Annotated in this window: 10 protein-coding genes; 1 reads left to right on the forward strand and 9 read right to left on the reverse strand. The window is 64.6% G+C overall.

All coding sequences use genetic code 11. The features are described 5' to 3' along the window. Positions 1 to 76: 76 nt before the first annotated feature. From AC3A4Z_RS20395 to AC3A4Z_RS20420, 6 genes are all read right to left on the reverse strand, one after another. On the reverse strand, positions 77 to 1,438 hold the full coding sequence (locus AC3A4Z_RS20395; protein WP_498713822.1) for an MFS transporter: 1,362 nt from the start codon (positions 1,436 to 1,438) through the stop codon (positions 77 to 79). 1,304 nt (positions 1,439 to 2,742) lie between these two features. Continuing rightward, positions 2,743 to 3,924: an NAD(P)/FAD-dependent oxidoreductase gene (locus tag AC3A4Z_RS20400; RefSeq protein ID WP_498713824.1), complete on the reverse strand. Its 1,182-nt coding sequence runs from the start codon at positions 3,922 to 3,924 to the stop codon at positions 2,743 to 2,745. Positions 3,925 to 4,003: 79 nt separating this feature from the next. After that, positions 4,004 to 5,047 carry a Gfo/Idh/MocA family protein gene (locus tag AC3A4Z_RS20405; protein ID WP_498713826.1) on the reverse strand — a complete coding sequence of 348 codons (1,044 nt, stop codon included), beginning with the start codon at positions 5,045 to 5,047 and terminating at the stop codon, positions 4,004 to 4,006. Beyond that, complete coding sequence (locus AC3A4Z_RS20410; protein WP_455835890.1) at positions 5,047 to 5,829, reverse strand: amino acid ABC transporter ATP-binding protein; 783 nt, start codon at positions 5,827 to 5,829, stop codon at positions 5,047 to 5,049. Before AC3A4Z_RS20410 ends, AC3A4Z_RS20405 begins: the two co-directional genes overlap by 1 nt. Continuing rightward, positions 5,826 to 6,614 (reverse strand): ABC transporter permease subunit, encoded by a 789-nt coding sequence (locus AC3A4Z_RS20415; protein ID WP_493959830.1) that lies wholly within the window; start codon positions 6,612 to 6,614, stop codon positions 5,826 to 5,828. Before AC3A4Z_RS20415 ends, AC3A4Z_RS20410 begins: the two co-directional genes overlap by 4 nt. A 104-nt stretch (positions 6,615 to 6,718) precedes the next feature. After that, positions 6,719 to 7,552: an ABC transporter substrate-binding protein gene (locus tag AC3A4Z_RS20420; RefSeq protein ID WP_498713926.1), complete on the reverse strand. Its 834-nt coding sequence runs from the start codon at positions 7,550 to 7,552 to the stop codon at positions 6,719 to 6,721. 196 nt (positions 7,553 to 7,748) lie between these two features. Here AC3A4Z_RS20420 and AC3A4Z_RS20425 point away from each other — a divergent pair, with 196 nt between their 5' ends. Then, the gene (locus tag AC3A4Z_RS20425) at positions 7,749 to 8,894 is read left to right on the forward strand and encodes a LacI family DNA-binding transcriptional regulator (protein ID WP_498713828.1); all 1,146 of its coding nucleotides are present in this window, start codon (positions 7,749 to 7,751) and stop codon (positions 8,892 to 8,894) included. Between the two features lie 35 nt (positions 8,895 to 8,929). On the opposite strand, the gene AC3A4Z_RS20430 is transcribed toward AC3A4Z_RS20425, so the two are convergent. The 3 genes from AC3A4Z_RS20430 to AC3A4Z_RS20440 form a co-directional block, all read right to left on the reverse strand. Further along, the gene (locus tag AC3A4Z_RS20430) at positions 8,930 to 10,510 is read right to left on the reverse strand and encodes an APC family permease (protein ID WP_498713928.1); all 1,581 of its coding nucleotides are present in this window, start codon (positions 10,508 to 10,510) and stop codon (positions 8,930 to 8,932) included. A 145-nt stretch (positions 10,511 to 10,655) separates the two neighbouring features. After that, positions 10,656 to 12,296 carry a GMC family oxidoreductase gene (locus tag AC3A4Z_RS20435; RefSeq protein WP_498713830.1) on the reverse strand — a complete coding sequence of 547 codons (1,641 nt, stop codon included), beginning with the start codon at positions 12,294 to 12,296 and terminating at the stop codon, positions 10,656 to 10,658. Beyond that, a complete protein-coding gene (locus tag AC3A4Z_RS20440) occupies positions 12,297 to 13,814 on the reverse strand; it encodes an aldehyde dehydrogenase family protein (RefSeq protein ID WP_498713833.1) in 1,518 nt (505 codons plus the stop codon). It lies immediately after the preceding gene. Positions 13,815 to 13,894: the final 80 nt, after the last annotated feature.

Here is a 13,894-nt window from a genome sequence, read left to right on the forward strand (position 1 = left end):
CTCTGTTCTGGTGCCTTCACCGGGCAGGTAGTTGGTACTGTCCGTGGCGGCGTGGCCGCCACGAACGGCGGTTACGTCATGGTTGTGCCACCTTGCGGGCCGCCTGTTCGTCGAGGTCGCTCAGCTTCATGTTTTTGGTTTCCTTGGCGAAGGAAACCGAGACGATCGAGATGACGCCCATGAGTACGAGATAGAGGGCGATCGCCTGGCCTGTGCCGAAAGCCTGGTATAGGGCCAGGGCAATGATGGGGGAGAGTGAACCGGCGATCAGGGAGGCCACGTTGTATGCGACGGACGTTCCGCTGTAGCGGACCTTCGTCGGGAACAGTTCGGAGAAGAAGGCCCCGATGACCGAGCTGTAGGCGGCAAAGATCAGCAGGCCGCCGACGGCAGCGAGGACGATCATGACCGGCTGGCGGGTATCCAGGAGGGCGAAGAACGCGAAACCCCACACCACGGTGGCCACCGATGCGCCAATCATCATGGGCTTGCGTCCAATACGGTCGGCGAAGATCGCCAGGATGGGGATCGCGATGACGGCGACGCCCTGGCCAATCATGACGGCGGTAAGGCCGGTCTGGCGGTCCAGTTTCAGGATCTCGGTGACGTAGGTGATGAGGAACAGCGAGTAGATGTAGAAACCTGCGTTCTCACCCATCCGGCTGCCGGTGGCGATGAGGATTTCACGCCAGTTGCCGCGGAACAGCTCTGCCAGGGGCAGTTTCGCCTGCTTGGCGTGCTCGGCATCTGCCTTGGCCTGCGAAGCCAGGAAGAGCGGCGTCTCCTGGACATAGAGGCGCAGGACCAGCCCGATGATCACGAGCAGGGCCGAAAGCCCGAAGGCGATGCGCCATCCCCAGGCAAGGAAATCTGCCTGTGGCATGGCTGCCGACAGAACAGCAAGGACGCCAGCCGCCATGAGGTTGCCCAGGGGTGGACCAACATTGGGCCATGAGGCCCAGAAGGCACGCTTGGTGCTGTCGTCGCTGTACTCGGAGACGAGCAGGACAGCGCCGCCCCATTCACCCCCGAGGGCGAAACCCTGCACCAGGCGAAGGACGAGGAGGATCAGGGGAGCGGCGATGCCAATGGAGGCGTAGGGCGGGATGAAGGCGATGAGAGCGGTGGCCACACCCATCAGGAGCAGGCTTGCTACAAGGGTGGATTTGCGGCCGTGCTTGTCGCCGAGATGGCCAAGCACGATGGCGCCGAGGGGGCGGGCGACGAAGCCTGCTGCGAAGGTGCCCAGGGCCAGCATGGTGCCGACGAAGGGATCCGCGCTTGGGAAAAACAGTTTGTTGAAGACAAGGGCAGCAGCCGTGCCGTAGAGGAAGAAGTCGTACCACTCGACGGCGGTGCCGGCGAGGCTGGATGCGGCAACTGCGGGGAGGGAGGTGTGCTTACGCACCGCTCGCGCCTGTTGGGACACATTGCTCATGGAAATCCTCGATGGTTTTCAGGGTCGGATGCCTACTTCGCACCGTTGCGGAGAAGGCCAAGTGCCGGACAATGCGGCCTTCGTGATTCAACTCACGTTGAGCCGTGCAAAAACTGTAAATCACTCGTATACAACTTGTCCACTATAAAAATACTGATGGTGGACCACGCCTTGACGGGGGTGGGATTCAAATCAATAGTTAGTGAATGCCTTTCACTAAAAAAATGCGGCACCGACGCCACACGCCAGCGCTGCGCCAAGGACGGAACCAAGAAGAACGCAATCGGCACTCGTGACATTGTGTTTAGGCTGGTGCCCGCGGCAGCGCCGCTGACCATAGTCGTACGCATCGCCCTGCTGGCCCCCTTCGACCCTCGCGGAATTATCGCCGTTGCCCAAGCACGCCAACCAACCGGCAGGCCCGGCATCGGACCGGTACAACCCGGCAGGCGCTTTCTGCGCGCGCAGCCTGGGAAGGCTACGCCAGCCAACAGTGATTCCGGTTCGAGCACCTGCCGAGTCCGTGACACAGCGCGCTCGTGCCGTTGTAGACGATTCGTATACAGCAGGTCTATAATATTCTCGTGATCGTCGCCACAAAGGGGTGGCAATGACGCACCATTAATCCATCGACAGGGGTACCAGTCATGACCTTGATCCAGATGTCAGAAAGCATGCTTGAAGTAGACGCCGATGACGCCGCTACGCTTCAGCAAGATCTCGGTGCAGCGGTGGCAATTGCTTCGACTGCGTGCCGCAGCCGAGGAGGTGGCGTGCTTGTAACCCAGCATGACTACTGGTCTTTCACTGTTTCCGTGTCCCCGGACCTTCCCAGTGGTCACACCGTCCACCAACAAGCGTGGCGTCTCGCACGCTAGCCAACGCGCCGGCCCGGTCTTAAAGCTGAGAGGAACCGATGGAGTACAACGAAAACCAGCCCGCGCACAGGTCGGCAGCAGGGGAGGCCCTGGACGCCTGCGACGACGGCTGCCACTTTTGCGAAGGGCCTGAAACGGACTAACTGTGCTTGATGGACCGCCATGAGACGGGGTCCCTTGCCCGCTATCTGAAAAGAATCAGGGCGGGAGGGGCTGTTGGGCCCCTCCCGCCGTCGGATGCGTCTTGGTAGTACGGGGACTACTACATGTACCGGCGTCCTTCCAGCGAGTATCCCCGCGCAGCCTCATAATGGGCGGCGAGCCGGGGCTCAGTGGGGCCGCCCCCGCATGAGGGAGTGCAGTAGTCCGGACCTAAGCCACAGCGGGGAGTGGTGAAAGCCTTCGCCACTCCCCGCCCACAGTCTGCTATTTCTGCGGTACCGGCGCCCAGGCGCCCGTACCCACTGCTTCAGGCGCCGTGGTGCCGGCGTCGAACCGGTCCAGGCGGAAGGACTTCAGCACCGGAGAGGGGGTTCCGGTGAGGATCTCTTCAGCGAGGAGTTCTCCAAGGATCAGCCCGAGCGTTGCACCCGAATGAGTGAACACCGTGTGCAGTCCTGAAATAGCCGGCACCGGACCAACTACGGGTTCGCCGTCGCCCGGAATGGGCTTCAGCCCTGCGCCTACTTTCTGCGCGGTCAGCCGGGGGTTTCCGGCAAGGACCTTCGATGCCTCGTCGAGCAAGCCCTGCACGGACGCTTCGGGAACCGTGAGGGAACCATCGTCCTCGACAATGATGGATTGCTCGGCCCAATCGGCATCGAGTACCAGGCGGCCGTCGGGAGTGGGCCGCACCGCCACGCGCGGGGTATTGAGCACTGTTTTTACTTCGAAGTCGACCGGATCCGTGAACAGCACGAAGGCGGCAGGGGTGGCATCCGGGACCGTCACCCCCAAGGCGGCGAGTTGGCCAGGAACGTCACCGCCGGTTGCCAGCACCACCTGGTCTGCCGCCAGCCTGGTCCCGTCGCCGAGTATGACGCCGTACGCGGCGCCGTCCTGAACGTCCACCCGCACGTCGCCGGCGTTCTCGATGACCTCAGCGCCGTTGGCCACTGCTTCGGCGACCAGCGCGGGGATGAAGTCGGGCATATTCACCCAGCCTTCTCCCGCGTTGTAAATGGCACCTTCCTCGGCCACCGCCTCAACGTTCACGTCGGGTGCGATCCGGGACACGTCGTGGCGGTTGATCCAGACGGAGTCGTACCCCGTTGAACGCTCAAAGGCGAAGGTCTCGCGGAATGTCTCATCCGGTCCGGCCCATTTCATGGCGCCATCGAACCTGATGTAGCCCCGGCTCTCGGGGTGGTGCGCAGTCCAGGTACGGTACCGGTCGATGGCAAGCATCCGCAGGTAGTGGTAGTCCGCGGACCGGGCCCCGGAGGAGTTCAGCCACGCGATGGAGCGGCTTGAGGCCCCGCTCGCGAGGGGCCCGGCGGTTACAAGGGTCACGTGGGCGCCACCCCGTGCGAGGTGCATGCTGGTTGATGCGCCGAGGATGCCGCCGCCGATGACGGCAACACGTTTTGCTGGGGCTGTGGAGGACATGGTTCTCCCTTTCTGGGTGTTTAGGACGATAGTGCGGGCAGGACTGGAACAGCCTGTACCTGTGCTGCTCGGACCTGCCTCAGGCGAAGGCGTGGACTTTTTCGATGATCCGAAGGACTTCAAGCGACTCGGCCGGATTGACGGGCAAGGCGCCTTCGCCGCGAAGAGCGGCGGCCAGTTCTGTGTAGAACCGGGGGTAGGCGCCGGTTTCCGGCCGGACGCGGGTGGTGGCACCGTCGATGCCCAGGACCCCCCAAGCGTCCTGGGGCTCCACGCCGTACGAGGGATCCAAGGGGGACATACCCGCTGCGAGGGCAGGTTCCTGGTGATCCAGGCCCCACTTGGTGTAGCCGGCCACGGAACCCAGGACATGGAAGCGCGGGCCCACCTGCGCCGCCATCCCGTTCATCCACAGCCGGGACCGGACGCCGGATTCATGGAGCAGTGACACGAAGGCTTCGGTGTCCGCCGCGTCCGGGTGCGGTCCGTGATTTGCCGTCTCACCATAGCTTTCCTGGACCGGCCCGAACAGCTGGACCGCCTGGTCGATCAGGTGGGCGCCGAGGTCGTGGAGGATTCCCCCGCCCTCCCCCAGCGAAGCGGTGTCGCGCCAGTTCCCGAAGCCTTCCGGCCGCCACCATTCGAAGCGTGACTCGAAGCTGCGGACTTCTCCCAGCGCGCCTTCGTCGAGCAGCCTTCGGAGCGTCAGGAAGTCTGCGTCCCACCGGCGGTTTTGGAAGACCGTGAGCTGCACACCAGCATCGGCAGCGGCGGCCACGAGCTCCTCTCCGTGGCCAGAGGCAGTGACGAACGGCTTGTCCACCACCACGTGCAGCCCGTGCGCCATGGCGGTGGAGGCAAGGTCGAAATGGGTGAGCGGCGGCGTTCCGAGGATTACCAGGTCGAGGTCGCCGGAGTGGGCGAGCATGGCCTCCGGCGTTGGAACAATCCGGGCCTGGGGATAGAGCCTGGACGCAACGGCCGCGCGGACCGGATCGGCTGTGACGATGATGTCCAGCGAGTAGGCAGGATCAGCTGCGATGAGCGGCGCGTGGAAGACTTTGCCCGAGACCCCGAACCCGACGACGGCTGTACGGATGGGCGTGGTGGTCACCCGGCGCATCACAGGACTTCGGAGAGGAAACGCTGGAGGCGTTCGCTCTTGGGGTTATCGAAGAGGTCGCCGGGGGTGCCGGCTTCGACGACTTCGCCTTCGTCCATAAAAACGACCTGGTCCGCGACCTTGCGGGCAAAGCCCATTTCGTGGGTGACCACGAGCATGGTCATTCCGCGGCGTCCGAGTCCTGCCATGAGGTTCAGGACACCCTTGACCAGTTCCGGGTCCAGGGCGCTGGTGGCTTCATCGAACAGCATGACTTCGGGTTCCATGGCCAGGGCGCGGGCGATGGCGACGCGCTGCTGCTGGCCGCCGGACAGGTCCCGGGGGCGGTGGTCCGCGCGCTCGGCGAGGCCCACTTCAGCCAGCCGGCGCCGTGCACGTTCGCGGGCCTCTGCCTTGGACATCTTTTTGACACTCCACAGGGCCAGGGCGACGTTTTCCAGTGCCGTGTGGTCCGGGAAGAGGTTGAAGTGCTGGAACACCATGCCGATCCGGGCCCGGAGGATGTCCGGGTTGACCTTCAGGGCGCTTTCGCCGGCCAGGAGCACGTCACCGCTTTTGGGTTCATGCAGGCGGTTGACGCCGCGGAGCAGGGTGGACTTGCCCGAACCGGACGGTCCGATGATGCAGGTGGTGGTTCCCGGCTTGACGGTGAGGTTGACGTTGCGCAGGACCTCGATGTCGCCGTACGCCATGGTCAGGTTCTTCAGCTCCAGGCTGGAACCGTGGAAGGTCTCAATGTCTGGTGCCGTGTTGCTGCGTGAGGTGTTGCTGGCGAGGCTCATGTGTTGCTCCCGGTAATCAGCGGCGAGGCCGCGTCGAGTTCTTTGACTTCCTTCAGGCCGCTCGTAGGCGCGGCGGGGCGGCGCCGGCCGGTGCGGAACCTGTTGTCGAAATAGTTGACCAGGTGGGTCAGCGGCACGGTGATGACGAGGTAGAAGAGGCCTGCCATGACCAGCGGGGAGAGGTTGCCCGAGAGGACGGCGGCATCCTGTCCCACTCGGAAGAGTTCGCGCTCGCTGACCAGCAAGCCCAGGAAGTAGACGAGGGAGGAGTCTTTGACGATGGCGATGAACTGGTTCACGAGGGCTGGCAGTACCCGGCGGATGCCTTGGGGAATGACCACCAGTGCCATGGACTTGGCGTAGCTCATGCCCAGGGCCCGGCAGGCCTCGCCCTGTCCCTTATCCACGCTCTGGATGCCGGCCCGGAAGATCTCGCCGATGTAGGCGCTGGCGATCAGGCTCAAGGCGATGATGCCCAGCGGGTACGGAGAGGGACCAAAAACTGACTGGCTCAACCGGGCGAAGCCCTGGCCGATCAGCAGGATGGTCAGGATGGCCGGCAGGCCGCGGAACAGGTCAGTGTAGATGCGGGCCGGGACACGCAGCCACCGGGACGGCGAGATGCCCATCACCGCGATCACCATGCCCAGGAAAACCCCCAGGATGGTTGCCGCGATGGAAATGATCAGCGTGTTCAGCAGCCCGACTGCGAGGAGCTGCGGAAAAACTTCGGCCATCGCCTTGAAGTCGAAAAAGGTGCGGATGATGGTGTTGAACCAGTCCATGGTTGCTCTCAGACGTAGTTAGCTTGTGAATCCCGGGCGGACCGCGAACGGCGGTCCGCCCGGTTGGTAGGGCCGGCTGGTGTCCGGCTGTGGTGGGTCAGGTGTTACTTGGCGGCGGTGGGGGCCGGTGTTGCTGTTTGCTCGGCTTTGGGCAGGTACTGCTCGGGCATCGGGGAGCCCGGGAACCACTTCTGGTACAGGGACTTCCAGGTGCCGTCTTCCATGGCTTCGGCGAGTGCTTTGTTCAGGGCTTCCTTGAGGGCGGTCTTGTCCTTCGCGATGGCGAAACCGGCAGGTGCGTCGAAGGAGGGGATGTCGGCGACGCTGACCAGGCCGTGCTGTTCGGTGTAGTCCTTGGCCGCCTCGTAGTCGAGGAAGTGGGCGTCGGCTGAGCCGCTGTTGACCGCTGCGATGGCTGAGTTGTTGTCCGGGAACCGGACCAGGCTGGCGGTGGGGAAGTTCTTGACTGCGTAGGCTTCCTGGAGGGTACCCTGGACCACGCCGAGGCGCTTTCCGTTCAGGCCTTCCACGCCTTTGATGCCGGAATCCTTGGTGGTCAGGACGGTCAGGTAGCCAGCGAGGTAGCCGTTGGAGAAGTCCACGGTTTCCTTGCGCTTGTCGGTGATGCCGATCGCGGCGACCCCGACGTCGAACTGTCCGTTGGCCACGGCGGGAAGAATTGCGGAGAAGTCCTGGCCGGTAAAGACCACGTTGTCTACCCCGGCCCGCTTGGCAACGTCCTGGAAAAGCTCAACATCAAAACCGGTGAAGTTACCCTGGGCGTCGGTGAAGGTGTAGGGCTTCGAATCACCCAGGCTGGCAACCCGGACGGTGCCGGGCTGGATGAGGCCGTACGGGTTATCGGCGGTGGACTGGGCGGGCGTTGACCCGCCGCAGCCGGACAGTGCCACGAGTGCCGCGACGGCGGCCGCGACCATTGCCGCGGGGCGGAAGCTGAATCGTTTGTTCAAGGTTATTTCCAATCTTGGGAAGCAGGGCGGCCATTCGGCCTTGGTTCAAAGCTCTTGCTGAGTCCGGTCTCAGTCGGTACGGTTGAGACCGGACTCACATCGGGTTGGTAAAAATGTAACCCAAGCCACATCGGGCGTCAAGGCCCCATTTTCGAAGGCAGAAATGAGCAGTAACACTTCCAGGCGCCGGGACGTTACAGTCGCGGATGTAGCCCGGGCGGCCAGTGTTTCCAAGGCGCAGGCTGCGCGGGCGCTGGGCAATTACGGTGCGGTGAGCGAGGATGTGCGCGAGCGCGTCCTGGCCGCAGCCGAGGGACTTTCCTACCGCCCCAATGAGCTGGCCCGAAGCATGAACACCGGCAAATCCCACACGATAGGTGTGGTGGTGGGCGACATTGAAAACCCTCATTTTGGCCTGGCCACCAGGGGTATCACCGACACCGCAAAAAAGAGCGGCTACAACGTCATCCTTGCCAATACCGATGAGGAGCGGGCCGCCGAGGTGGAGGCCGTCCAGGTTCTGCTCGACAATCGGGTGGACGGCCTTATAGTCGCCCCTGCATCGTCCACCGAAACAGACCATTTGCAGCGCGTTTACGAGTCAGGGCGCCCCTTGGTCCTGCTGGACCGGGCAGCCCTCGGACTCCCGGCGGAAGTCATCACCGCAGACATGGCCGCCATCTCCTACGACGCCACGAAGTACCTGCTGGACTCCGGCCACCGCCGGATCGCCTTCATCTCCACTTTGAAAAATGCTTCGCCGTTCGTTGAAGGGACCTCGCTGGATTCGTCACAGATTTCGGAGCGCCTGGAGGGCATGCTGCGGGCATTTGCGGAGACCAGACTCCCGTTCCCCTACGACCTGGTACGGCTCAATGCGGGCGACGCCGACTCCATCCGCGATGCCACCCGTGAACTCCTCGTTCGGGCAGACCCGGCAACGGTCATCGTGGCGTCAGATGGGCTGATCGCGCTCAGCGCCCTGGGCGCAATTCAGGACCTGCAACTCTCGATCCCCGGGGACGTCTCGTTTCTTATGTACGACGACTTCGCCTGGGCACGCCTCACTACGCCGCCCCTGACGGTCGTGGCCCAACCCGTCTATGACATGGGCGTAGCGGCCGCCACAGCTTTGATCAGGCAGATTGATGGAAGGAAGGCGTTCGGGGCGGTGCCCGGCCTTCGAGCGCGGCTCATCAAGCGAGGCTCAGTGGGGCCGCCCAGCGAAGCATTCCAGCTTGCCCAGGCACGCACTGCAGAAGGGCCGACGGCGGCACTCGGGGGAGTACCGCCGTCGGCCCTTCGCTAGGGGAAAGCAGGCAGATGCAGGTGTTGGGCGGCGGCTCAGGCCACCGTGGCGTCCACCGACCGGGGTTCTGCCGGGGTTGCCGGCAGAGCAGTTCCCGACGGGGCAGCGCCCGACGCCGGATGTGCTGCCACGGCTGCGGCGTGTTCGGCCAGGACCCCCGTTTGATGCCGGATCTTCAGCCGGTACAGCAGGGCGCCGCCGCCGGTGACGGCCGCCACGAAGATCACTCCGCCCCACTGCAGGTACCACTCAAACGGCGGCACCGAGTTGTAGATCTCCGGCCGCGGCCACACCAGGTTCAGCGTCATTGCCCCGCCCCACAGGACCGCAAGGATGTTCACCGGCAGCCCCCACTTGCCCAGGCTGAAGCCGGGCTCGGAGCCGTCGGCCGCAAGGGGCCACTTCTTCAGGAAACGGTTGCGCAGCATCGGAACCGTGACCAGGAGGTAGGACAGGTAGATCAGGACGATGCTGATGCTGGACAGGATGGTGAAAATCGCCGGCTGCATCACGTTCACCAGCAGCGGGATGACGGCGATCACGCCCACCACGATGGCCGCGACGGTGGGGGTCCTGCGGACCGGGTCCACCTTGCTCAGCTGCCGGCTGAACGGCAGGTTGTTGTCCCTGGCCATGGCGAACATCATGCGGATCGCCGCCGCATGGACGGCGAGGGTGCACACCACCACCGCCACCACGATGCAGGCGAGGAACGCCTTGCCGAAAGGCCCGCCCAGGACGGAGAGCACAATGTACTGCAGGCCGCCGTCGGCAGCTCCCACCTTGGGATCGCTGAGGTCCGGTGCGGCGAGGATCCCAAAGAGCAGGATCAGCCCGCCCAGCACGAAGGACGCCGTGATGGCCCGCAGGATGGCCTTGGGCGCCGTGCGCTTCGGATCCTTGGTTTCCTCCCCGAGGGAGCTGGCCGTGTCGAACCCGTACATGACATAACCGGAGGCCATGGCTCCGATCAGGAACACACCAAAGAAGCCAAGATCGTGGCCTTCCCCAAAGCCTGCGGTGTCGAAGAAGACCTCAGGCCCGCGCACCGTGTGCCACGCCAGTGCCAGGATCAGCAGCACTGCCGCAATCAGCTCCACGAAAACGCCGATGCTGTTGATGCGGGTCATCAACTTCACGCCGAACGCGTTGATGAGGGTGGAAATGGTGATCATAATTGTTGCCAGCACCACGCCGTTCATGGCGAAGTCGTAGGGGCCGGTGCCGTCACCCACGAACTGGAAACCCGACCACAGCTGCGGCAGGGTGAGCTGCAGGGCAAGCGCCACCGAACCCAACGCCATGATGGAGGACAGCAGCAGCAACCAGCCGGCCAGCCACGACGAGGTGCCGGAGGAGAGCCGCTTGGCCCAGTTGTACACCGATCCGGCCACCGGGTAACGGCCCGCCAGTTCGGCAAAACACAGCGCCACCATCAGCTGGCCTGCGAACACGAGCGGCCAGGACCAGGCATACGCCGGGCCGGCCATGGAAAAACCAAAATAGAACAGTTGGAAAACACCTGTGAGGATCGAGATGTAGCTGACGCCTGCCGCGAAGCTGGCAAATTTGCCGATGCTCCGGTCCAGCGTCTGCGTGTAACCAAACTCGTCCATGCCGCTTGAATCAATACTCTTGCTGGGTTCCAATATGGACTCCTAGATCAAAAAAGCACGATGGGACCGGCCGCCCTGGGGTGCGGCGAAATAACGCGTGGGGGCCGTCGCTGTTGGGGAAATGCGGCCCCCTAAGACCCGCCGCTCAGGCGAGGGATGTGATGAGCTCCTTCTCTTCCAGGGCGTCTGGGACCGTGTGGCCGGCGCGGATCAGGTCTGCGCAGCGCTCGCCGATCATCATGACGGTGATGTTGGGGTTCACGGTGACATGCTCGGGCATGACGGACGCATCGGCGACCCGGAGTCCGGTGACGCCTTTGACCCGCAGCTCGGGATCCAGTGGTGACATGTCGTCGTCGTACGGGCCCATCCGGACCGTGCCCACCGGGTGGTACACGGTGTTGTGGGTCTTGCGGATGTAGTCCCGCAGTTCCTCGTCGGTCTGGGCCTCGACGCCCGGCGACAGTTCGCGCCCGGCCCATTCGGCCATGGCCGGCTGGGCGGCGATTTCCCGGGCCTTTCGGATGCCGGCCACCATGACCCGCATGTCGTGCCCTTCGGGATCGGTGAAGTAGCGCGGGTCCACCATCGGCTTGTCACGGAAGTCGCGGCTGCGCAGCCGGACGGTGCCGCGGGAGCGGGCGTGCGTGACGTTGGGAGTGAGGCTGAAGCCGTTCTCGGTGGTGGGGTAGCCGTGCCGCAGGGTGTTCATGTCGAACGGGACCGAGCCGTAGTGCATCATCAGGTCCGGCCGGTCCAGCCCATCCTCGGTGGGGGTGAAGATGCCGATCTCCCACCACTGGGTGGAGGTCTGCACCATGGGCTGTTTGGCCTCGAACTGCACCACGCCTTCCGGATGGTCCTGCAGGTGCTCGCCCACGCCGGGGGAGTCCACCAGGACCTCGATGCCGTGCTGGGCGAGGTGCGCTGCCGGGCCGATGCCGGAGAGCATCAGCAGCTTGGGGGAGTCGATGGCACCGGTGGACAGGATGACCTCGCGGCGCGCGGAGAGCCGGTGGGTCCGGCCGAACGCCGAGTCCACCACGTCCACCCCGGTGCAGCGCTTGTCCGCGTCGAACACCAGCTGGCGGGCGCGGAGGCCGGTCAGCAGGGTGAAGTTTTCCCTTTCAATGATCGGATGGATGTAGGAAACCGAGCTTGAGGCGCGGGTGCCGTCCGCCCGGCGGTTGATCTGGAAGAAGTTGGCACCGTTGACCACCGTGGTTCCGGTGTTGAACTTCGCACGGGGGATCCCGGCCTGCTCGCAGGCATCCAAAAGCGCGACGCCGGCAGGATCGGCCGGGGGCACGTTCATCAGGTGCACGGGGCCTGAGTCCCCGTGGTGGGGTGCGTCAGGGCCGGCGTCCTCGTTGGTTTCCAGCCGTTTGTAGAGCGGCCAGGCGGCGTCGGCATTCCAGCCGGCTGCGCCGTACTTGGACTCCCATTCGTCCAGGTCCTCCCGCGGAGCCCAAAAGGCGATGCAGGAGTTGTGGCTGGAGCAGCCGCCCATGACTTTGGCGCGGGCGTGGCGCATAAAGGAGTTGCCGTTCTCCTGCGGTTCCACCGGGTAGTCCCAGTCATACCCGGATTCCAGCAGCTCCATCCAGCGGTCCAGCTGCAGGATTTCCGGGATGTTGCGGTCGTCCGGACCCGCCTCTACCAGGGCCACGGTCACCTCCGGGTCCTCGCTCAGCCGTGCTGCCACAGCCGCTCCGGCGGATCCGCCGCCGATCACCACGTAGTCGAACCCGCGCTCGCTGAGGTCCTCGATGTTGTCGAAGTGCATCTAGTTCTCCTTGCCGTGGTCAGCGAACCAGCCAGTGACCTGGGGGCTGGTGTTCTGGTAGATGTGCTTGGCTTCCTGGTATTCGGCCAGCCCGCTGGGGCCCAGTTCGCGGCCGACGCCGGACTGGCCGAAGCCGCCCCACTCGGCCTGGGGGAGGTAGGGGTGGTAGTCGTTGATCCAGATGGTGCCGTGCCGGAGCCGGCCTGCCACGCGCTGCGCCTTGCCGGCGTCCTGGGTCCAGACTGCGCCGGCCAGTCCGTAAATGGTGTCGTTGGCGGTGGCCACTGCCTCGTCTTCCGTGCGGAAGGTTTCGACGGTAACGACGGGTCCGAACGCCTCGTCGATGACCACGGACATGCCCTTTTGGACGCGGTCCAGGACGGTGGGCTGGTAGTAGAAACCGCCGTCGAACTTCCCGCCGGCCGGTGCCGCACCGCCGCACCGCAGCCGCGCCCCCTCCGCAATGCCGCGCTGGACGTACGAATGCACTTTGTCGCGGTGGGCGGCGGAGATCAGCGGGCCGGTTTCGGCTGCGTCATCGAACGGGCCGCCCAGGCGGATGTCCTGCGCGCGGCGGACCAGTTCGTCGACGAAGTGTTCGGCGATGGATTCCTCCACCACCAGCCGTGCTCCGGCCGAGCAGACCTGGCCGGAGTGGACGAACGCCCCGTTCAGGGCGTTGTCGACGGCGGCGTCAAAGTCGGCGTCGGCGAACACGACGTTGGGGTTTTTGCCGCCCAGTTCCAGCGCCACTTTTTTGACGGTTCCGGCGGCGGCCGCGGCGATGCGCTTGCCGGTTTCCAGGCCGCCGGTGAAGGAGACGAGGTCGACGTCGGGGTGTTCGGAGAGCGGTGCGCCCGCCTCGGCGCCGGGTCCGGTCACCAGGTTGGCTACGCCGTCCGGCAGGCCGAGGTCCTGCAGCAGCTGCATGGCCAGGATGGCGGTGGAGGGGGTCAGCTCGGAGGGCTTAAGGACAAACGTGCAGCCTGCGGCCAGCGCGGGTGCGATCTTCCACGCCGCCTGCAGCAGGGGGTAGTTCCATGGGGTGATCAGGCCGCAGACGCCCACGGGTTCGTAGACAATCTTGCTGGCGACATCGGGGTTCCCGGCATCGACCACGCGGCCCGGCTGTTGTCCCGCGAGCCTGCCGAAGTATTCGAAGCAGGCGGCGATGTCGTCCATGTCGATGCGGCTTTCGATGATCCGCTTGCCGGTGTCCAGCGATTCGGCGCGGGCGAACTTTTCCCGGCGTTCGCGCAGTTCGGCGGCGACCTTGAGCAGGAAGGTGCCCCGCTCGGGAGCCGGGACGCTTGACCAGATCCCTGAGTCGAAGGCGGCGCGGGCGGCGGCAATGGCCCGCTCCGCGTCTTTCCGGCCAGCTTCGGAGACCGTGGCGGCGAGCTCGCCGTCGGCCGGGTTGTGGATGTGGCGCACGGCGCCTGACGCTGCCGGCTCCCAGGAGCCGTTGATGAACAGTGTGGATGCTGTCACGTCCGGAGACGGTGTGGCGTAAGTCATACGCAGGACAGTAATGGAAGTTGAACGAGTGTTCAATAGGTAGTTGAACACTCGTTCAAATATTACTGTGACTGATTGCG

The organism is Arthrobacter sp. Soil_C_49, assembly GCF_057656635.1.

Excerpts from the sequence above, each read along its gene's own strand:
- AC3A4Z_RS20425 (WP_498713828.1), top strand. The coding sequence starts at position 7,749 with ATGAGCAGTAACACTTCCAGGCGCCGGGACGTTACAGTCGCGGATGTA.
- AC3A4Z_RS20430 (WP_498713928.1), bottom strand. The coding sequence starts at position 10,510 with ATGGACGAGTTTGGTTACACGCAGACGCTGGACCGGAGCATCGGCAAA.
- AC3A4Z_RS20420 (WP_498713926.1), bottom strand. The coding sequence starts at position 7,552 with ATGGTCGCGGCCGCCGTCGCGGCACTCGTGGCACTGTCCGGCTGCGGC.
- AC3A4Z_RS20440 (WP_498713833.1), bottom strand. The coding sequence starts at position 13,814 with ATGACTTACGCCACACCGTCTCCGGACGTGACAGCATCCACACTGTTC.
- AC3A4Z_RS20410 (WP_455835890.1), bottom strand. The coding sequence starts at position 5,829 with ATGAGCCTCGCCAGCAACACCTCACGCAGCAACACGGCACCAGACATT.
- AC3A4Z_RS20395 (WP_498713822.1), bottom strand. The coding sequence starts at position 1,438 with ATGAGCAATGTGTCCCAACAGGCGCGAGCGGTGCGTAAGCACACCTCC.
- AC3A4Z_RS20400 (WP_498713824.1), bottom strand. The coding sequence starts at position 3,924 with ATGTCCTCCACAGCCCCAGCAAAACGTGTTGCCGTCATCGGCGGCGGC.
- AC3A4Z_RS20405 (WP_498713826.1), bottom strand. The coding sequence starts at position 5,047 with ATGCGCCGGGTGACCACCACGCCCATCCGTACAGCCGTCGTCGGGTTC.
- AC3A4Z_RS20415 (WP_493959830.1), bottom strand. The coding sequence starts at position 6,614 with ATGGACTGGTTCAACACCATCATCCGCACCTTTTTCGACTTCAAGGCG.
- AC3A4Z_RS20435 (WP_498713830.1), bottom strand. The coding sequence starts at position 12,296 with ATGCACTTCGACAACATCGAGGACCTCAGCGAGCGCGGGTTCGACTAC.